The sequence below is a fragment of the Mycoplasma sp. 480 genome, from assembly GCF_051353065.1.
In the GTDB taxonomy this organism is placed as follows: Bacteria; Bacillota_I; Bacilli_A; order Mycoplasmatales; family Metamycoplasmataceae; genus Mesomycoplasma_A.
The window spans coordinates 279,744-300,648 of the sequence record NZ_CP195722.1 but is presented as its reverse complement, the minus strand read 5'-3'; the positions used below and the strand labels follow the sequence as shown (position 1 = coordinate 300,648).

The window sequence follows — 20,905 nt, the reverse complement described above, 5'->3', positions numbered from 1 at the left end:
AAATGAAAAATTATAAAAATTATAATGAAATACCAGAAAAATATAAATTTGATTTAGAATTTATTTTAAAAAATAAATCAATTCAAGAATGATTAGATGATTTTGAAAAATATTCTATTCCAGTAATAAAAACAAGTAAAACTAAATTTGAAAATATAGATAAATTTATTGAATATAAAGAAAAACAAAAAGAATTTGATTTATATTTTTCACAAATTTATAACTATTTATCTAACAAAAAAAATACTAATTTAGTTGAACCAGTGGTTTCAACTCATTTTGGTTTGCTGTTAAATAAATACTCAGATTTTATTAAAGAACTTGGTTCTGAAGAAAATGAGTATTTTAAAAATTCACACAAAATAAATGAATGAAAATCAGATCCAAGATTTCAATTATATAATAAAGATGTTGAAGAGATTTTATCTAAAAAAGAACATAAGTATGTAGACGAAGTGGAAAATTATATAACACAAACATCAAAAGGAGAGGTTTCTTTATACCAAACTTTTGCAATTTTAAGAGATTCTGAAACTAAATTCGATGAAATTATAAGTAAAAATAAAAAGTTTACCTTAAATCAATCTACTTACTTTTCATATTTAAAAAGAAAAGATGAAAATATAAGAAAGCAAGCATATACTAACTATTTAAATGGTTTTTTAAATCATAAACAAACTTTTAGTTCCTTACTTGAACAACATATAAGAAATAAATCTACAGATGCTCTAAATAGAAACTATAATTCTTTGGTTGAAAAAGAAATATCCAATGACAAAGTTCCTTTAGAACTTTTAAATAAACTATTTTCTATTGTTCAATCAAACTCAAATTTATATGATCTTTTTTACAAAACTAAAAAACAATTTTTTAAACAAAAATATAATAAAGATTATAAACCATGAGATTCAATGCTTCCACTTGTAAATATTAAAGAAAAATACTCAGTAGAAGATGCACAATCTTTACTTTTTGAAGCAGTTAAACCGTTGGGAGAAACTTATTTAAATAAAGTGAAAGAAGCAATAAATCAAAGATGAGTTGATTATTTAACAGTTCCTAACAAAAGAAGTGGAGCATATTCAATCGGAAGTCATTATTCACTTGAAAAAAAATATATCCTTATGAATTTTAATGGAACATTAAATTCAGTTGCTACTTTAGCACATGAAATGGGTCATTCAATGCACTCTTGATATTCAGATCAAAATCAGCCTTATGAACACGCAGACTATCCTATTTTTCTTGCTGAAATTGCATCAATTTTCAACGAACTAATGCTTTTTGATTATATGTTTACTAATGCAAAAAATGAAAAATTAAAATTTCATTTGCTTGAAAAATCTATTCAAGATTTTCTTTCAACAGTAGTAAGACAATGTCAATGAGCTAATTATGAATATGAACTTTATAAAAATATTGATAATTCTGTTCCTATGAAAACTTTTGAAAGTTTTGAAAAAATTTATGTTGATGTTTTAAACAAATATACAAATATCAAAAATAAAGAAAAAGTAGGAAATAAAAGCAATATTTATTCAGTAATTGTACCTCATTTTTATTATAATTTCTATGTTTATAAATATGCTATTGGTTATATAGTAGCAAATATTTTCTTCCAAAAATATAAAGAAAATGGTGTTCAAGAATTAGAAAATTACATTAATAAATTTTTAAGTTCTGGTTCCAAAGATTGACCTTTAAACATTTTAAAAGATTCTAATATTGATTTACTCGATAATAACACTTTACAAAAAGTTTTTGACTTACTAAATAATAAAATTAAATTATATAAAACATTAGGTAAGAAAATTTTTAAATAATTTATGAAAAAGAAAATCTGAATTTTAACAAGCACCCCTTTATTTTTAACAACTTTAATTTCTTGTCAAAATAAAGAAATAAATAAAAATGAAGACAAAAATTTTTATATTATAGATGATATAAAATATAAAAATTCAAAAAATTCTTCAGTAGAAATAGAATTAAAATTAAATTCCAATATTAGTACAACAAAAGAAAATATACAAATATATTATAAAAATTCTGATAATCAAGAAATATTAGTTAATAATTCTTTTATAAAGGAAATTCCTTTAGAAAAGAATTTATTAGTATTTGAAATAAATAACTTGACAACCAATTATGAATACTTTATTTATAAAATAATAATAAATAATCAAGAAGTAAATTTTAATAATTTTAGTACTAAATTTCAACTAGAAATAGCAAATATTGAAATTAATAATTCTTCAGTTTTAAATCAAAGAGAAGAAGTTTCTAATATCAATTTTATTCTTAACAATACTGAATATCTAGAAGAATCTAACCCAATTACTATTGTTGAATTAATTGATGAAGAACAAAATACATATTTATTTGAAGATATTTTACAAAACAATATTTTAAATATAAATTTAAATAAAATCTTATCTTCAAGTTCAAAAACATTAAAAGTTTCAAAAATAAATTTTAAAGATTTAAAAAACAAAATAATAATATCAAATGAAATTTTAAATACTAAATTTACAACTAAAAAAATTAGCAATGAAATAGAAAATAAAGAAGATAATTTTGTTATAGATTTTATAAATTTTAAAAACATTACAGAAAACAGTTTTTTAGTAATATTCCATTTTTCAGAATTTAATTTATCTAATGAAAATCTAAAAACTTTTAAATTAGTATTAAAATCTAAAAATTCTGATGAAGAAGAAAAAGAGATAATAGTAAGTAATTACGAAGTTAATTCTCCTTTTATTGAAATAAATGTAAATGAATTAAAAAGCAATACTCAATACTATATTGATTCTTTTTCTTTAAATAATAAAAATTTAACTATAGAAAAACTTGTAAAAGAAGTAACTACTGCAAAAACTACAATAAAAAACTTTTCAAGTTCAGAATTAATATTTGATGAATCAAAAAATCTTTATTCAATAAAACTTAGTTATGATAAAAACCAATTTTATATTCCTAATAATGCTGTATTTTCCGTGTTTTTATCACCAACAAGTGAAGAAAATAATCTTATAGAATTAACTAATGAAGAAATTTCAAGTGACAACTCTTTTGTATTTTTTAATATAAAAAATCAAATAAAAAAAGGTGTTGAATACAACTTAATAAAAATTCTTTATGAATCAAAAGAAATTTCATTCCCACCTTTATCAATTTTAATTAAAGATAAATTATTTTCCTTCCCAAAACCTGATATTTTAGAAAATAAAACTTTAACTCAAAGTGGTAATATCAATAACCCTAAAATTATTTTTGATAAAAATATTTTCCCAAATAGTGTCCTTCTAGAAAAAACTGATAATAATTTAAATCTAGTAAAAAATTATTTTAATATTGAAATGACAAAAATATTAAAATATATTCAAGGGACTTTTAAATTTAGTGATGAGTTTCCAAAATGAACAAACTTTAGTGATTTTAATAATCCTATTCCTGCTGAAAAACTTTTATCTAAAATACCAGATTTACAAGCAAGATTCAAAGAAGAAAATAATATTTATAAATACGTTAATAAACTTATGCCTATTTTTATTCAATATCAAGAAATTAAATTATCAGGAAACAAAAAAGAAGCAACATTAAAACTTAATTTAAAAAACTTTTTAAATAAACCATTTACTGATAAAAAAATAGGAATTACCTTTGATTTTAGAAAAAAAGATGATTCTTTTGAAACAAAAATTTCTCAAAGAATACTAATAAATTTAGAAGAATTATTAAATAATAAAAATGTTTTAAATAACGAATGAGTAACTGAGTTTTTTGAAGAACCTTTTGTAAAATTTAATTATAATATCGATAATGATTCTAATTTAATTATAAAAATTAAACCAAACGATGAATATAGTGATTATATTCCTGATTTTAGTTTCACTCAAGATGAAACTAAAATTGAAAACAATATTTTTATTTCTAAATATAATACTTTAGTTGATGTTTCATATTTAACAAAAGATGAAGAAGATGAAAATTTCTCACTTGTTCCTGAAACTTATCAATCAGATTTACATGCTAAATTAAGTTCTAATGGACAATATTATTCAAACAAAATTAATAATCCACTTAAATTTAGTAATGGTAAAAGAATTTTAGAACAAGAAACCGACACAAATTTTCAAGAAATTAGAAAAAGAGTTTTTGTTGTTGGTGGTGGAACTTCAACTATGCTTGCAAAAGTTAAACCCAACGATCCAAATGATTATAGATATTTTTTCATAACAAATAGACACGTTAGTGACATTTTAGAAACAAGATGATATGATTCTAGAGTTTTAAAAAAATTTTTAATTCCAGATTTCAACGATTCCAAGGTAAATAGTGCTAATAGTGAAATTTCAATAAATGTAGAAAAAAAATGATTCAATTTTAATTTTTGACAAGCAATAAATCAAACCAAAAGAGATGAAACAAAAGAACAAGATTCAAATAGAAATAATGCTGATATATCAATATCTATAATTGATATTGAACCAATTTTAAAACAAGCAAAATTAGAAAAAAATACCAAAATTATCAATTACTTAAATGAATGACAAAGATTAAAACCACTTAAATTAAGCAAAAAAACTAATTATATTTCCCAAAATAATTATGTAAAATTCTTTGTTAGCAGTTTCCCACAAGATCCTCATCTAAACTTTTCTGGTAGAAGATATAGAGAACATATTATTAATAGAATAGAAAAAGTAACTATAAATGATCAAGCACAAGAATTTGCAAAATATGGTTATTTTAAAACTTTTATTCAATATGATAACAACAATAATAACGATAAATATGATTTAATTTCTGGAGCATCAGGAAGTATAGTTTATGATGAAAGTGGAGAAATGGTTGCTATCTTTATGCAAAATACAGGAGATGATGGTTATGGTTTCGGTTTTCTTTCTTCCTTGGAATTTGACTATTTCGGTTTTGAAACTTCTAGCAACCCTAATTCCTTTAAAAATAAATTATTAAAATCAATAGAATTAGAACCATCAAAATTTGAAATGATTGAAATATAAAAATGCGGATTTCCGCATTTTTTCTTTATATTCGTTTTAATAAGATTATTTTCCAATACCATTTATTTCATTTTTTCTAGATAAAGTTATTGATCCTTCTTTTGTAACAAGTAAATCATCTTCAATTCTTGCTCCACCAAAACCTTCTATATAAATACCAGGTTCAACTGTAATAACCATTCCTTCTTCTAATACAAAATCACTTAATGATGAAACATTTGGTAATTCATGAACATCAATTCCAAGACCATGCCCTGTAGAGTGAACAAAATATTCACCATATCCTTTGGATTCAATATAATCTCTACATACTTTATCAACTTCAGAAGCTTTTATACCTGGTTTTACAAATTGTCTTCCAAGTTGTGCAGCTTCTTTAACAATTTGTAAAATTTCTTCTTTTTTAGGATCTACTTTTGAGTTATTAGGATTAAAAATAAATGTTCTTGTTATATCTGCTCCATAACCTTTATAAATAGCACCAAAATCAATTTTTAATAAGTCTCCTGACTTAACTACTGCAGAAGTTGGGTGGTGATGTGGAACTGCAGAATTAGCTCCCGCAGCAATGATAGAATCAAAACATTCTTTTTGTGCACCTTTTTCTTTCATTAAAAAGTTTAATTTTCTATCAAGTTCTTGTTCGCTTTGTCCTTCTTTAATTTCTTTTAGTAATTCATCATAAGCCTCTAGTGAAATATCAATAGCTTTTTTAATTAATTTTACTTCTTCTTCATCTTTTAGTATTCTAAGTTTTTGACCTGAAATTTCAACTATTTCACTGTTTGGAAATGATTTTTTTATTCTATTTAACTCAACAAGAGTTATATAATCAGCTTCAACTCCAATTCTTTTGTATTCTTTGCTTTTAGAAAAATTATCTCAATTTTCTTTGTTAAATAAAACTAATTCAGCATTTTTTACTTGTTTTTTTGCATATTCATAGTAACGTCCATCAACAAAAACATATGATTTATTTTTTTCCATCACAGTAATTCCATCTGTTGATTGAATTGTTGATAATCAAAGTCTTGTTTGTGGAGCAAATGAAATTATTGCATCTAATTTTTTCTCTGTTAATGTTATATCTAAATATTTTCTATTCATTTTTAACTTATCTCTTTTCTTATTTTTTTTCTTTATGTGATGTATGTTTGTTGCATTTATGACAGTGTTTAGACATTTCTAATTTTTCTGTCTGTGTTTTTTTGTTTTTTGTTGTTATGTAATTTTCCATTTTACATTCATTGCATCTTAAAGTAACACCTTCTCTTGGCATTTTTCCTCCTAATATAAAATAATAATTTAATTAATTTAATTTTAACAAAAAGAAGAAAATATTTTTAAAATTAGATTTTAATAAAAAACTCTGCATTTATAATAAAGCAGAGTAGAAACTAAAATTTAAATATAGTATTTATTCTTTTATAAAGGAAACACAAGGAAAATTATTTTTTTTCTTTATGTGATGTATGTTTGTTGCATTTATGACAGTGTTTAGACATTTCTAATTTTTCTGTCTGTGTTTTTTTGTTTTTTGTTGTTATGTAATTTTCCATTTTACATTCATTGCATCTTAAAGTAACACCTTCTCTTGGCATTTTTCCTCCTTATTGTATTTTTATAAATAAAAGATAAAAAAATTTTATCAAAAAATTCACATTTTTTTATTTTTTAATCTTTTTATTTTTGTAAATTTATATTTAAAATCATTTTTAATCTATAATAATATTATATAAGAAAGGAAAAGTTATGAAAATAATTCAAAAAAATAAAATAGCAAATTTCAACTATGAAATTTATGAAAAATATGAATGTGGAATTTCTTTACTTGGTTGAGAAATTAAATCCATAAGAGCTAACAATTTTAACTTAAAAAATTGTTATGCTACTTTTAAAAAAGGTGAATTATATTTAACTAACTTACATATTTCCTTATATATGGCCGTAAAAGGAGATGAAGAGAGAGAAAGAAAATTGCTTTTACATAAAAATCAATTAAAGAGAATTGAACTAAAACAAAAACAACAAGGATTTACTCTTGTTCCTTTAATGTTTTATTGAAATGATAAAAATAAAGTTAAAGTTGAATTAGCTTTAGTTAAAGGTAAAAATAAAATAGATAAAAGGATTTCTGAAAAAGAAAAAGAATTAGAAAGAACAATTAAAAAAATTATTTATTAAAAAATGCATAAATTTCAAAATTATGATAAAATAAAATTGCTTTTTTAATAAGAAGAAAAAAAATAAAAAATTATTTTGTTTTTTTAAAAAAAGTAGTATAATAATAAAGCATTATTATTTGCAATGCTAAATGCCGATTTAGCTCAGCGGTAGAGCAGCTGGCTGTTAACCAGTTGGTCGCAGGTTCGATCCCCGCAATCGGCGCCATGGCCCATTGGTGAAGCGGTCAACACACATGGTTTTCATCCATGCATTCACGGGTTCGAGTCCCGTATGGGTCACCATTTTTAGGAAGATTAGCTCAGTTGGGAGAGCATCGCCCTTACAAGGCGGAGGTCGTGGGTTCGAGCCCCTCATCTTCCACCATGCCGTCTTAGCTCAGCAGGCAGAGCAACTGACTTGTAATCAGTAGGTCGTAGGTTCGATTCCTATAGACGGCACCATCATGTTATTGGTTTAAAAAAAGGTTCGATTCCTTTTAACATGACCTTAAAATGCGCGAGTGGTGAAATTGGCAGACACGCTAGATTTAGGCTCTAGTGCTTTACGGCGTAAGGGTTCAAGTCCCTTCTTGCGCACCATATAATTTTTATAATTATCATTAAAGCAAAATTATTAAATTTTGCTTTTTATTTTGTTTTTTTAAAGTAATATTTATTATATGATTAAACTTTTATACAAAGAAAAAAATATAAGTTCATTTCAAAAAATAAAAAAATTTGCAAAAGAAAATAATATTAAAAAAATCGGTCATACAGGAACTTTAGATCCAATGGCTACTGGATTGTTGTTAGTTGCAACAGATGAAGATACAAAATTAATTAATTATTTAGATAAAAGCACAAAAACTTATATAACCACAATGAAATTTCACTTAGATTCAAATACCTTAGATATAGAAGGAAAAATTACTGAAATCAATTACACAAAAAAAATAGAATTAGCAGAAATTGAAGAAAAAATAAATTCTTTTATTGGTTGCTATATGCAAACTCCACCTATTTTTTCTGCTAAAAAAATCAATGGAAAAAGGGCTTATGATTTAGCAAGAGAAAATAAAAATATAGTTTTATCCAAATCAAAAGTTTGCATTGAAAAAATTAAAATCATAGAGTTCAATTATGAAAAACAAGAATTAACTTTTGAAACAACAGTTTCTAGAGGAACTTATATAAGAAGTTTAATAAGAGATATATCTAATAAATTAAATACTTCTGCCATTATGACCTCTTTAGAAAGAACAAAGTTAAGTAATTTAACTTTAGATGATCTTCATTTGGAACAAATAGATCCTTTGAGTATAATCGATAATAATTTGCCTAAATTTGTTTTAAATGATATGCAACTTAAAACTTTAGTAAAAGGACTTAATTTTGAAATAGAAGAAGATGATAAACAAGAAATTGTATTAATTTTTAATAATAAAATTGTTGGATTTGGTAGAATTTATAAACAAAAAATGTTTTCTAATAAACTTTTTGGAAATATAATAAATAAAGTTTTAAAAATGGAGTAAAAATGAAAAAATATAAATTAATTTCTTTTGATATAGATGGAACACTTTTACCATACACACAAAAAGATTTTTTTCCAGAAATCAAAAAAATGTTTGTTGATTTAAAAAAACAAGGAATAGTGGTTATTTTTTGTACAGGTAGAGAAATGATTACAATCGGTAATCTTCTTGATGAAGTAGAAGTAGATTACTTTTTAGGAGCTAATGGAGCATTTATTTTTGATTGCAAAAAGAAAAAAATTATTTATGAAGATAAAATAAATTACAATGATTTTATTACATTAAGTAATTTTTTAGATAAGGAAAATTGTGATTATAGTGTAATGACAGATAAATACGGTTATTTTTCAGAAGGTCATGATTTTAATAATTGATTTTTAAAAGATCACACCGCAAAATTTAAAAAATTAACTGATTTAGAGTTTGATCAAAATAACTTGCATATCATAACTGTAAAAAGTTCTGATCCTAATTTAATTTCTAAAACAGCCGATTTTTTAAAGAAAAATGATTTAAATCTTGAAATAAATTCCACATGATCAAAAGGTTTTTTTATTAGTACATTAAACAGTAATAAAGCTAAAGGACTAAAAGAATTAGGAAAAATTATAAACATTTCACTTCAAGAAATGATTGCTTTTGGTGATGGTTCAAATGACTATGAAATGATAAAAGAAGTTGGTTATGGAATTGCTATGGATGGTGCTCCGGATTTTGTTATAAAAGTTGCTAAAGATACAGCACTTTCTTCTGAAGAAAAAGGAACATATTTAAAACTAAAAGAATTAGGAATTATTTATTAATGACAAAAGTTATACTTTTCAATGATGACAATAACCAAGAATTGCAAGATTCTTGCTTTATTTTAGGATCTTTTGAATCTTTTCATAAAGGGCATTTAAAACTATTAGAAAAAGCAAAAGAATTTAATAAAAAAATAACAATTTTACTTTTTGAAAATCCTGAAATTTTACCTAAAAATAATCAAAAGTTTTTTTCAGATTTATTTTCCAGAATTCAAGTTATTGCCAATTTAAAAATTAACTACATTTTACTTTTAAAATTTGATGAAAACATCAAAAATACTGACGGTTATGATTTTATTAATCTTTTAATTAAAAAAGGAGCAACTAAATTTATAATAGGTTCAGACTTTAAATTAGGAAAAAATGGTTTATTAAATGCACAAAAAATAAAAGATTATTTTGCAGATACTGAAATAGTAGAACTTTATAAAGAAAATGAAAGAAAAATATCTACTTCTTTTTTAAAAGAATTGCTAGTTAGTGGAAATTTTGAAGCAATTAATAAAAATTTAGTAGAAAATTTTTTCATAAAAGCTAAAATAAATTTTAAAAATGAAGTTTTCTTCCTTAAAAATCAAACTATTTTTCCAGCTGGAATTTACCTTTGTTATTTAATATGAAATGAAAAAAAATATCCAGTTATTCTTTGAAGGGATTTTGTTTTAAAAAAAGATAAAATCTTTTTCTTTGAGGGTTTAAAAGTAGAAATTGAATCAATAGAAATTGTTTTTATTGAATTTGTAAAACAAAAAAGAATAATCACAACAGAAATAGAAAATCAATTAACAACTAAAGAAAAAGAAGAAATTAAAAAGCTTTTTAGTTATTAAAAATTAGTTTTTTTATTAAAATAAAAGCATTTTTTTATTTCTCTTAATAAAATAAAAAATATGTAATATAATTTTAAAGTTATGGATTTAATTAAATATATAAGAGATGTTCAAGATTTTCCAAAAAAAGGAATCTTATTTAAAGACATTTCTCCATTACTTGCTAATGGGGAAGTTTTAAGATATGTGATAGATAAAATGAGTGAATTAAGCAAAGATGCAGATATAATAATTGGACCTGATGCTAGAGGTTTTCTTTTTGGAACTCCAGTTGCTGCTATGCTAAAAAAACCTTTTATTATGGTTAGAAAACCAAATAAATTACCAGGTGAAGTAGTATCTATGAATTATGATTTAGAATATGGTTCAAATGCTTTAGAAGTGCAAAAAGGAATGATTAAACCAGGGCAAAAAGCTATAATTATAGATGATGTTCTTGCAACCGGTGGAACAACAAGAGCTATTATTAATTTAGTTGAATCACAAGGAGCTACTGTTGAAAAAATTGTTCTTCTTATGGAATTAGAAGAACTAAAAGGTCGTGATATGCTAAAACCTTATGAAGTAGAATCATTAATAAAAATTTAAGATACTTTAACCAGCAAATTCTGGTTTTTTTATAATAAAATGTCTTAATTATTAATTTGAAATATTAAAAAAAATGATACAATTTTATATTATTTTAATTGGAAAGGATAAAAATGAAGATTGCTGGATATTGAAGAAGATTTTTTGCTAGTTGAATTGATACTTTTTTAGCAGTTATTACAGTTGGAGTAATGTTTGTAATACAAATTATTCAATTCTGTTCTGGAAAACCTACTTTCGGTATGAAAGTAACAGGGATAACTTATAGTTATGGTTCTGGAAGAATGTTAAGATTATTCTTATTTAAATTATTGTGAACATGTCTTTTACTTAGTTTTATTATAGATTTTTTCACAATTATTATGAAAAAAGGAACATTCCCTGAAATCTGAGCAGATAATTATATAGTTGTTGGCTTAAATTAATTATCAATTTATATAATTTTCAAAGCAAAATATTTTAAATAAACAAAAAACAATAATAATTTCTTCCTATTTTGTAAAAATAGTGTATAATAATATTGTTTTATGGGGGGGTAGCGAAGCGGCCAAACGCGGGTGGCTGTAACCCACTTTCTAACGATTCGGGGGTTCGAATCCCTCCCCCCCCACCATAATGCCCCATGGCCAAGCGGTAAGGCAGCGGTTTTTGGTGCCGCGATGCGTTAGTTCGAATCTAACTGGGGCAGCCAATCAAAAATGACCTAAGAAGCAAAATACTTTGCTTCTTTTTTTAATCAAATTTAAAAATATGCTACAATTAAACTAATAAAATAAAAGAAAGAGATAAAAATAATGAATAACAATTTTAAATACATTATTAAAAATAAAAAAATTATTGTTAAAATTTTTAACACTATTTTTGTCTATAAATCAAGATTTTTTTAAACCTTATAATAATATTTATAAATAGAAAAAGGTCTTGAAAAAAGATCTTTTATTTTATTATTTTTATTAGGAGGAGAAAATGATTAAAATTTCAAATTTAAAAAAGTCTTTTAAAAACAAAAGAGTTTTAGATATAAAGGAACTAAATATAGAAAATAAACAAATTTTCTGTATTTTAGGTAAATCAGGAAGTGGTAAAAGTACTTTTTTAAACATAATTAGTAACTTAATCAATCCTGATTTTGGAACTATTACCTTTGAGAAAGAAAACCCAAAAATTGAATTTGTTTTTCAAGATTTTAACTTAATTGAAGATTTAAACGCTTTTCAAAATATAAAAATTTCTTTAAATGTTAATTCTGAAACTATTGATGAAAAAGAAATTATTGAGCTAGCAAAAGATTTAGAGTTAGATGAAACACTTTTAAAGAAAAAGGTTAAACTATTATCTGAAGGAGAAAGACAAAGAGTAACTATTCTTCGGTCTCTAGTAAGAGATTTTGATATTTTGCTTGCAGATGAACCAACAAGCAACTTAGATGAAGAAAATTCCCATAAAATTTTTGATATATTTAATAAAATATCACAAAATAAACTTGTTATTGTTGTTTCTCACGATATTGATCTAGTTAAAAAATATGCTGATAGCTATTATGACTTAAATGCAAAGGAATTTAAAAAGAATGAAGAGAAAACACCTACTCCAAAAGAAGAAATTTTTAATCACAAAATAAGTAAAAAAAGAAATAAATTCTATAAATTATTACCTGCTCCTTATTTAAGTTTAATTGACATAACTAAAAAGAAATACTCTTTCTTTATTTCTTTTATTATTATGTTAATAGCGATTTTAATAGTCCCTATTTTTATGCTATTTTCAAGCAATAATTTAGCTCTTAAAAATGAAAATACAAGATTTTCAGATTTTGATAAAGCGTTTATAACAAAACAAATTAATCAATCTTATGAACTTAATCCTGGAGAAAAAGAAAAAATAAAGCAACTAGAATCAATTAATTATAGTTTAGATACATATGATAATTATGTAGTAAAACTTGTAATTAACAACGAAAAAGAAATATTAAAATTTCAAACTATTGAAAATGACAACTTTTTTAAAGATAGGTTGAAGTATTTAAATATAGAAGGAAATTTTCCAGAAAATGAAAATGAATTTATAATTTCAGAAGAAATTGCAAAAAAATATAATTTAAAAATCAATGATAAGGTTAACGTAAATTTTGGCAATTTACAAAAGGAATTAACTATTAGTGCAATTAATAATTCTTTAAATTTTGAAAACAAAAACTTAAATTTCTTTTCTTCAAAAACCCTTTCTTCCTTTATTAAAACAAATGAAAATTATTTTTTTAAAGGTTTTTCACTAAGAAAAACTAATCAAATAACTAAATATAATGTTGCTAATGAAAATGAAATAAATATCAAGTCCTATTCTGTTATAAATGATACTGACCAAATAATTGAAGGTCAAAAAGCTAAATCATATGAAGAAATTAATTTAAGTAAAGAAATTAAAGAAAAATATGACGTGCAACTTAATTCGTTTTTAGAATTAAATACAGGATATAATGATTTTTTAGTTAAAGTTGTTGGTTTTTTTGAAAGCACTAATCCTGAACTCAAAACAACAGATAGTAACTTTAAATATTTTGCATCAGAATATCAACCAACTTTTACAATTTTTACAAAACCCAACTACGATACTAATCTTTTAAAAGAAGAATTAAAAGAAATTAATCCTTATTTAAAATTAACAACAAATAATTCCCAAGTTTATAAACAATTAGCAGTTGGTAATAATTTCATTGCCTACTTATTATTACTTTTAGTTATTGTTGTTTCTGCAATTAGTTTTATTACAATTATTCTTTTTTCTAAATTTTTAACAGATTCTAAAAATAGAGTAATTGGAATTCTAAAACTTTTAAAAACAAAAGTTTTAAATATATTTTTATACCATTCCTTTTCTTATCTTATTTTAAGTTTATCGGTTTTAATATTTTTAATTCCTTCATTTTTTGCTTCATTTTATCTTGTTATAAATATAAGTCCTGGATTTAAACTTTTAGAGATAAACTATTCATATTTTTTAAGTATTAGTTTACTTGTTTGATTAATAATAAGTGTTGGTTATTATTTATTTTATTTATTAATCTCATTTTTAACATACAAAAAAAGGGCAATTAATCTTTTAAGATAAAATATTTTCTAAAAAGAAACTATTTTGATAATAAAAACAAAATACAAATGCATAATTTAGAAATTCACCTAAAAGAAAATCAATATTTTGTTTTAGGTAAAAATGTTCTTTCATCCATAGATAGCAAAAATTTTGGTTATGTTTTGTATTCTCAAATTATTGCTAAAGTTATTTCATAAAATTAAAAGTTTAAGAAAGCAGGATAAAAATGCCTGTTTTCTTATTTTTTTATCAAAAACTTGCTTTTTTTTTTTTTTTTGTAAAATGAAACTAATAAAAATAAAAAGAAAAGGAAAATATGAAAAAAATTAAATTTTTATCTTTAAGTACACTAACTGTTTTACCAGTTTCTGCTCTATTTATTGTTTCTTGCCAACAAACTAAAACTGAATCAGGAAATCAAACTAACCAACCAACTAATCCTGCTCCTGCTTCACCAGCACCTGTAAATACTGATCCAAATCCTGTAACACCAAAATCAACTACTCCTTCTGATTCTAATCCTAAAGATGATGAAGATGACAAAGATTATGAAAATCAAATTAGTGATGAACATTTTGACAATAATGAAAATGATTCTGATTACTCTAAAGTAAAAGCATACAAAGAAAACGAAGTATCTAAAAAGAAAGCAATTTTTAAAAAAATTCTCGTTCCTTTTTATAAATGACAAGGAAATTCAGAAGAAGAAGCAAATAAAAAGGCAACTGAATTTATAAATAAAAGTACAAATCCAAAAGAATTAAAAGTTTTATGATACAAATTCATTCGTTCTCAACAAGTTAGAAATTTTGTTAAAACAGCAATTAAACAACGTTCCATTAGACAAATTGGAAAACTTTTAGCAAAAGAGATTTTCTATTCACTTAAAGAAGTTATAAAAAGAAAGAAACACTAAAAATATTAAAAATAAGGAAAATTCTAAAGGGATTTTTCTTTTTTTGCCAAAAACTTGCTTTTTTTTTTTTTTTGTAAAATGGTATTATCATAAACTTAAAAAAGGAAAATATATGAAAAAAGCAAAAATTTTAACATTAAGTACACTAACTGTTTTACCAGTTTCTGCTTTATTTATTGTTTCTTGCCAACAAGCTAAAAGTGATAATAATTCAGAAACCAAACAACCTGCAACCCCAGAACAACCTGTTCCTACAACCCCTACAACTCCTACAACCCCTTCAAATGAAAATCCAAGTGAACCAGGTTCAAACATTCAAACAACCCCTGTAAATAACAATCCAGAAAACCCTGCTCCTGCAAATCCTTCAAAAACAACAAGTTCAAACGAAGAAACAGAAGAACAACCTTCTGATAGCGAATTTGAAGGAAATGAAAATGATTTTGATTATTCTAAAGTAAAAGATATAAAAGCTAATGAACTTTCAAAACAAAAAGAAATTTATAAAAAAGTTCTTGTCTTTTTCTATAAATCACAAGGGGATAATGAAGCAGAAGCACAAAGAAAAGCAAATGAATTTGTTAATGTAACTTCAGATAAAACTAAAGAATTAAAATTAAAATGATATAAATTCATTCGTTCCAAAGAAGTTAGATCTTTTGCTAAAACACTAGCAAAAACTGCTGCTAAGTCCGCAGGAAAAGAAATTGGTAAAATTATTGCAAAAGAACTTATAAAATCAATTAAAGAAATTTCTAGAAAGAAAAGACATTAATTTGAAGTTATTAATAACTTCATTTTTTTATTTCAAAAAATTTGGCACTCTTTTTATTAGACTGCCAAAAAATGTGCTATAATTTGTTTAGAAAAAAATAAAAAGGAGTGATAATATGAATTTTGAATACAAAGAAAACAAAAGCCCTTTAAAAGAATTTGGGAAAAACTTAACTGATTTGGCACTAAAAAATAAATTAGATCCAGTAATTGGAAGAGATGAAGAAATCAGAAGAATAATAACAATTCTTTCAAGAAAAACAAAAAATAATCCCGTTCTTGTTGGAGAACCAGGAGTAGGGAAAACAGCTATTGTTGAAGGTTTGGCAAGACAAATTGTTGAAGGTAATGTACCTGAAAGTTTAAAAAATAAGGAAGTATGAGAAATAGATTTAGCTTCTATAATTGCTGGTGCTTCTTACCAAGGTCAATTTGAAGATAGATTAAAAAAACTAATTAAAGAAATTGAAGATTCTAACGGTGAAATTATTGTTTTTATAGATGAAATTCATCTTTTAATTGGAACAGGAAGAAATGGTAATAACGCTATGGATGCTGCTAACATTATTAAACCAATTATGGCAAGAGGTGGAATAAAATTAATTGGTGCAACCACTCTTGAAGAATATAAAATTTATATCGAAAAGGATGCAGCACTTGAAAGAAGAATGCAAAAAATAGATGTAAGTGAACCTTCAATTGAAAGCACTATAACAATTTTAAGAGGAATTAAAAATAGAATGGAAAATTTCCATCAAATTAAAATTTCCGATGAGGCATTAGTAGCTGCTGCAAATCTTTCTTCAAGATATATTAGTGATAGATTTCTACCAGATAAAGCAATTGACTTAGTAGATGAAGCTAGTGCTACTTTAAAAGTAGAAACTAATTATCAACCTGAAATAATTGAAAAATTAAAACAAGAATTTGCAAAATTGAATATGGAAAAAATTTCTTTAAAAGGTTCAAAAAATGACGAAAACAAAGAAAAAATACAGGAATTAGACGAAAAAATAAAAGATTTAGAATTAGAAATAAAATCAAAAGAAAAAATCTTTAATGAAGAAAAAAACCAAACTTCTAAAATTGCTGAATTAAAAAATTATCTTGATGATTTAAAAAATAATTTTAAAATTTTTCAAAATGAAGGGAAATTTAAAGAAGCATCTGAAATTATCTATAATAAAATTCCAGCAGTGGAAAATCAAATTAAAGAAATAGAAACAAAAATAGAAAATAGCACTAATTCCTTTATAAAAGACGAAGTAACAGCTGAAGATGTTGCAAAAATTGTTTCAAAATGAACTAAAATTCCTGTTGCTAAATTAATTGAAGAAGATAAAGTTAAAGTATTAAATTTAAAAACTGATTTAAAAAATATAATCAAAGGACAAGACGAAGCAATTGAATTAGTTAATGCAGCTATTTTAAGATCAAAAGCAAATATAAATGATCCAGATAAACCAATAGGTTCCTTTATTTTCGTAGGTTCAACTGGAGTTGGAAAAACAGAACTTGCAAGAGCTTTAGCCCTTCTTTTATTTAACTCAGAAAAACAAATGATTAGATTAGATATGTCTGAATATATGGAAAAACACTCTGTATCTAAATTAATTGGTTCTCCTCCAGGTTATATTGGTTATGAAACAGGAGGACAACTAACTGAAAAAATTAGACAAAATCCTTATTCTATAATTTTATTTGATGAAATAGAAAAAGCACATCCTGATGTTATTAATATATTATTACAAATTTTGGACCATGGAACTTTAACAGACTCTAAAGGAAGAAAGGTTAATTTTAAAAATACTATCATTATTATGACAAGCAATATTGCAGCTCTTGAAATTCTAGATAATCCTAAAATTTCAATGGAAACAATTAAAGAAAAATTACTTGAGCATTTTAAGCCAGAATTCTTAAATAGAATTGATGAAATTATTAAATTTAATCCTTTATCAAAAGATGTTCTTAAAAATATTGCTAAACTTGAATTAGATAAATTATTAACTAGAATTAGAGAAAATACAGGATTTTCTATTGTTTGTGAAAATGAATTATTAAATTACATTGTTAATAATACAGATGTGTTAAACTTTGGTGCTCGCCCTATTAAATTATTTATTAAAAGAAATATAGAAACATTAATTGCAAATAGTATTATTAATAAAGATATTTCAAAAGAAAATATAAATATTTTAAGTGTTACTAAAAACTCTATTACTTGAAAAAAGGAATAAAAAAATGGCAGAGGTGACAGGACTCGAACCCATAACACACGGGGTTGAAGCCCGTTGTTCTACCATTGAACTACACCTCTACTAACAAAATATATTGTAGCATATTTCCCTTTTTTTGAAAATAAAAAATAAAATAACTTTAAACAGGGACATAAATTTGGGACACCAAATTTATGTTTTTATTTAAGGAGAAAAATGTCAAAACAATTAAAACCAGAAGAAGAGAAAAAAATTTGGGATAGTATCCCAAGAGAAATTTTAATTAAATCCATAAAAATTTATCAAGATGTTTTACCTAAAGAAGTTTTTGATGAGATTTTTAATCGTGTTGTAAAAGAACATGAAGAAGAGCAAAAAAAAGAAAAAAAGAAGCAAGAAATTTTAGAAAATTTCTCTTCACTATGAAAATTTCTAAATCAACTTTTTACAGAAACAAGAATAAAAATGTTGAAGCAAAAGAATTGAATCAAGAAGAAAAATTGATTTATGAAGGTTTTACTGAAAATAACTGTTTGTATGGAAGAAAAAGACTTGAAGTTTTTATCGAAAAAAAAACATAAAATAAAGATAAATTACAGGAAAATAGGTAGAATTATGAATAAATTAAATTTATTTTGCATAGTTAGAAAAAAATCCAAAAGAAGAGAAGATAAAAATACTTCAGTAAAATTTGAAAACATAATTAATAGAGATTTTCAAGGAAAAAACAACAATATTTTTGCAACAGATGTTTCTTATATAATCTCTCCTAAAGATGTATTTGATTCTAATCATGTATATTTTTCAGCAACAATTCATCACAAAACTAAAAAGATTGTTTCTTGAAATTTATCAAGAAATAATGATTTAAATTTGGTTATAGAACATAATAAAGATTTAAGTTTTAATGAAAAATGAATTATGCATACTGATTATGGAAGCGTTTATTCTTCTAATAAATTTGTAGAAATTATTGAAAAAAATAATGGAATAATTTCAATGTCAAGAGTTGGTAATTCATTAGATAATAGAGAAATTGAATATTTCTTTTCTAATATAAAGAGCGAATGTTTATCACACATTAAAATTAAAAATTTAACTTTTAATAATTTAAAAGAAATGATTAATAATTATATAAATTGATATAATGAAGAAAGACCACAATCAATTTTAAATTGAAAAACCCCAAATGAAATTTGAAATTCTTGAATTTCAAAGTAAAAAAATTTTACCAGTGATATCACTGGTAAAATGTGTCCCAATAAATTGTCCCACTTTACTTAGTTTTTAAACTAAGTTTTTTAAATTTAAATAATTTGTTTTAGTGCTTCTGAAAATTGTTCATATGCACCATAACCAACAATGTGAGAAACTAATTTTCCATCTTTATAAATAAAAGTTGTTGGAGTTCCTGAAACTCCCATTTCTCTTGCGAAGTTTCTATCTTGATCTACATCTACTTTATAAACTTCAATGTTCATTTTTTCTGCAACTTCTTTTAAAACAGGTGCCAACATTTTACATGGACCACATCAAGTAGCATGGAAATTTAATAGTTGCACTCCTTTTCCATTTTCAATACTTTGTGCTAATGTTTCTTTTGTAACATCTTTTACAAACATTTTTGTCTCCTTATTAATTTAAATATTTTCAAATAAATTGTAAAGGAAAATTAAGAAAAAAATACAAAAAAGTTGTTTTAAATGAAAAAAATGCGAAAAAATTAACTTTTTTAATTCAAAATAACAATTAAAAACTATTTTTAAACTAAAAATGGAAAAAAATAAGTAAAAATATTAAAATATTTTTTGATTTTTCTTAAAAAAAATTTATAATTTAATAGTTATTTATTAAGGACACAAATGAAAAAAGAAATTAAAAAAATTGCAATATTAACTTCTGGTGGTGATGCACCTGGGATGAATAATGCTGTTCGTGCAGTTGTTAAACATGCACTAGCAAATGAAATAGAACCTTTTTTAGTTTTTGAAGGTTATAAAGGATTATATGAAAAAAATATAGTTCCTGCTTCAAAATTTAATGTTGATGACTATGTTTCAAAAGGTGGAACATTTATTTTTTCAGCAAGATTCCCTGAATTTAAACAAGAAGAAACAAGAAAAATTGCTAAACAAAATTTAGAAGAATTAGGAATAGATGCACTTGTTGTTGTTGGTGGTGATGGTTCTTATATGGGAGCTCAATTACTACACGAACTTGGAATTAAAACCATTGGATTACCAGGCACAATTGATAACGATATTACATCAAGTGATTTCACAATCGGATATGATACTGCTTTAAACACAATAGTTGAAGCTGTAGATAAATTAAGAGATACTTCAAATTCACACAACAGATTTTTAATGTTAGAAGTAATGGGACACGGTGCTGGAGATTTAGCTTTATATTCTGGTCTAGCAACTGGTGCTGAAATTATTATTACAAACGAATTAACAATGACTAAAGAAGAAATTGCTAAAGTTGTTGAACACCAAATTAAAACAATGAAAAAAAGAAGTGTGATAGCTATAGTTAGCGAATTTATTTATCCTAATCTAAAAGAAATTGCAAGTTTTGTTCAAGAAAAAACAGGAATTTCTTCTAGAGCAATGGCTTTAGAACATGTGCAAAGAGGTGGAAATCCTTCAGCACAAGAAAGAATCTTAGCTACTTTAATGGGAATGAAAGCTGTTGACTTACTTAAAAAAGGTGAATCTGGAGTTGCAATAGGTGTTAATAAAGGTGACATTGTTGCTACACCTATATTAGAAGCTTTACAAGCACCAAGAAAAAGTAATAAAGAAAAAACAATAAAATTCAATAAATTAAATCAATCATAATAGGAGAAAAAATGAGAAGAATTAGAAGAAAAGAAATGGCTGAAAGAAAAGCTAAAAGAGTAGAAAAAATTAGAAAAGAATCTAAAAAAGCAGCAGCAAAAGCTGCACAAAC

The 20,905-nt window shown here is 24.0% G+C and carries 19 protein-coding genes and 8 tRNA genes; 22 read left to right on the top strand and 5 right to left on the bottom strand.

Going from position 1 to position 20,905, the window contains the following annotated elements:
* The first annotated feature begins 2 nt into the window (after positions 1–2).
* Positions 3–1,823, top strand: a complete 1,821-nt coding sequence (gene pepF, locus ACR34G_RS01405) for an oligoendopeptidase F (protein ID WP_436359006.1) — start codon at positions 3–5, stop codon at positions 1,821–1,823.
* Between the two features lie 3 nt (positions 1,824–1,826).
* Entirely contained in the window at positions 1,827–5,027 is a 3,201-nt protein-coding gene (locus ACR34G_RS01400; protein ID WP_436359005.1) for a hypothetical protein, read from the top strand.
* Positions 5,028–5,072: 45 nt separating this feature from the next.
* On the opposite strand, the gene ACR34G_RS01395 is transcribed toward ACR34G_RS01400, so the two are convergent.
* From ACR34G_RS01395 to rpmG (ACR34G_RS01385), 3 genes are all read right to left on the bottom strand, one after another.
* Complete coding sequence (locus ACR34G_RS01395) at positions 5,073–6,134, bottom strand: aminopeptidase P family protein (RefSeq protein ID WP_436359003.1); 1,062 nt, start codon at positions 6,132–6,134, stop codon at positions 5,073–5,075.
* Positions 6,135–6,153: 19 nt separating this feature from the next.
* Positions 6,154–6,306 (bottom strand): 50S ribosomal protein L33, encoded by a 153-nt coding sequence (gene rpmG, locus ACR34G_RS01390; RefSeq protein WP_436359001.1) that lies wholly within the window; start codon positions 6,304–6,306, stop codon positions 6,154–6,156.
* A 169-nt stretch (positions 6,307–6,475) separates the two neighbouring features.
* Positions 6,476–6,628, bottom strand: a complete 153-nt coding sequence (gene rpmG, locus ACR34G_RS01385; protein ID WP_436359001.1) for a 50S ribosomal protein L33 — start codon at positions 6,626–6,628, stop codon at positions 6,476–6,478.
* A gap of 151 nt (positions 6,629–6,779) precedes the next feature.
* On the opposite strand from rpmG (ACR34G_RS01385), the gene smpB reads away from it, so the two are divergent.
* The 18 genes from smpB to ACR34G_RS01295 all read left to right on the top strand — a co-directional run bounded on the left by smpB (position 6,780) and on the right by ACR34G_RS01295 (position 17,971).
* A complete protein-coding gene (smpB, locus tag ACR34G_RS01380; protein WP_436359000.1) occupies positions 6,780–7,211 on the top strand; it encodes an SsrA-binding protein in 432 nt (143 codons plus the stop codon).
* 132 nt (positions 7,212–7,343) lie between these two features.
* A tRNA-Asn gene (locus ACR34G_RS01375) sits at positions 7,344–7,418 on the top strand.
* A 1-nt stretch (position 7,419) separates the two neighbouring features.
* Positions 7,420–7,495: transfer RNA gene (locus ACR34G_RS01370), tRNA-Glu, on the top strand.
* Positions 7,496–7,501: 6 nt separating this feature from the next.
* Positions 7,502–7,577: transfer RNA gene (locus ACR34G_RS01365), tRNA-Val, on the top strand.
* Between the two features lies 1 nt (position 7,578).
* Positions 7,579–7,654, top strand: a tRNA-Thr gene (locus ACR34G_RS01360).
* 53 nt (positions 7,655–7,707) lie between these two features.
* Positions 7,708–7,792, top strand: a tRNA-Leu gene (locus tag ACR34G_RS01355).
* 80 nt (positions 7,793–7,872) lie between these two features.
* Positions 7,873–8,727, top strand: coding sequence for a tRNA pseudouridine(55) synthase TruB (truB, locus tag ACR34G_RS01350; protein ID WP_436358999.1), 855 nt, complete (start codon positions 7,873–7,875; stop codon positions 8,725–8,727).
* 2 nt (positions 8,728–8,729) lie between these two features.
* Entirely contained in the window at positions 8,730–9,530 is an 801-nt protein-coding gene (locus ACR34G_RS01345) for a YcsE-related riboflavin metabolism phosphatase (protein WP_436358998.1), read from the top strand.
* Positions 9,530–10,363 carry an FAD synthase gene (locus ACR34G_RS01340; protein WP_436358997.1) on the top strand — a complete coding sequence of 278 codons (834 nt, stop codon included), beginning with the start codon at positions 9,530–9,532 and terminating at the stop codon, positions 10,361–10,363. The genes ACR34G_RS01345 and ACR34G_RS01340 overlap by 1 nt, the downstream gene beginning before the upstream one ends.
* Before the next feature lie 81 nt (positions 10,364–10,444).
* A complete protein-coding gene (locus ACR34G_RS01335) occupies positions 10,445–10,951 on the top strand; it encodes an adenine phosphoribosyltransferase (protein WP_436358995.1) in 507 nt (168 codons plus the stop codon).
* A 113-nt stretch (positions 10,952–11,064) separates the two neighbouring features.
* Entirely contained in the window at positions 11,065–11,376 is a 312-nt protein-coding gene (locus ACR34G_RS01330; protein WP_436358993.1) for a hypothetical protein, read from the top strand.
* 104 nt (positions 11,377–11,480) lie between these two features.
* A tRNA-Tyr gene (locus ACR34G_RS01325) sits at positions 11,481–11,564 on the top strand.
* A 3-nt stretch (positions 11,565–11,567) separates the two neighbouring features.
* Positions 11,568–11,642, top strand: a tRNA-Gln gene (locus tag ACR34G_RS01320).
* A gap of 275 nt (positions 11,643–11,917) precedes the next feature.
* Entirely contained in the window at positions 11,918–14,059 is a 2,142-nt protein-coding gene (locus ACR34G_RS01315; protein WP_436358992.1) for an ATP-binding cassette domain-containing protein, read from the top strand.
* Between the two features lie 47 nt (positions 14,060–14,106).
* Positions 14,107–14,238 carry a S26 family signal peptidase gene (locus tag ACR34G_RS01310; protein ID WP_436358991.1) on the top strand — a complete coding sequence of 44 codons (132 nt, stop codon included), beginning with the start codon at positions 14,107–14,109 and terminating at the stop codon, positions 14,236–14,238.
* A 119-nt stretch (positions 14,239–14,357) separates the two neighbouring features.
* A complete protein-coding gene (locus ACR34G_RS01305) occupies positions 14,358–14,957 on the top strand; it encodes a hypothetical protein (protein WP_436358989.1) in 600 nt (199 codons plus the stop codon).
* 112 nt (positions 14,958–15,069) lie between these two features.
* On the top strand, positions 15,070–15,732 hold the full coding sequence (locus ACR34G_RS01300) for a hypothetical protein (RefSeq protein ID WP_436358987.1): 663 nt from the start codon (positions 15,070–15,072) through the stop codon (positions 15,730–15,732).
* Between the two features lie 115 nt (positions 15,733–15,847).
* A complete protein-coding gene (locus ACR34G_RS01295; protein ID WP_436358986.1) occupies positions 15,848–17,971 on the top strand; it encodes an ATP-dependent Clp protease ATP-binding subunit in 2,124 nt (707 codons plus the stop codon).
* Positions 17,972–17,976: 5 nt separating this feature from the next.
* Here the strand turns inward: ACR34G_RS01295 and ACR34G_RS01290 are convergent.
* Positions 17,977–18,051: transfer RNA gene (locus ACR34G_RS01290), tRNA-Trp, on the bottom strand.
* A gap of 115 nt (positions 18,052–18,166) precedes the next feature.
* Here ACR34G_RS01290 and ACR34G_RS01285 point away from each other — a divergent pair.
* Positions 18,167–19,171 carry a transposase gene (locus ACR34G_RS01285; RefSeq protein ID WP_436358984.1) on the top strand — a complete coding sequence of 335 codons (1,005 nt, stop codon included), beginning with the start codon at positions 18,167–18,169 and terminating at the stop codon, positions 19,169–19,171.
* 86 nt (positions 19,172–19,257) lie between these two features.
* On the opposite strand, the gene ACR34G_RS01280 is transcribed toward ACR34G_RS01285, so the two are convergent.
* Positions 19,258–19,572, bottom strand: coding sequence for a thioredoxin family protein (locus ACR34G_RS01280; protein ID WP_436358983.1), 315 nt, complete (start codon positions 19,570–19,572; stop codon positions 19,258–19,260).
* Between the two features lie 240 nt (positions 19,573–19,812).
* Here ACR34G_RS01280 and pfkA point away from each other — a divergent pair, with 240 nt between their 5' ends.
* The gene (gene pfkA, locus ACR34G_RS01275) at positions 19,813–20,793 is read left to right on the top strand and encodes a 6-phosphofructokinase (protein ID WP_436358982.1); all 981 of its coding nucleotides are present in this window, start codon (positions 19,813–19,815) and stop codon (positions 20,791–20,793) included.
* Positions 20,794–20,905: the final 112 nt, after the last annotated feature.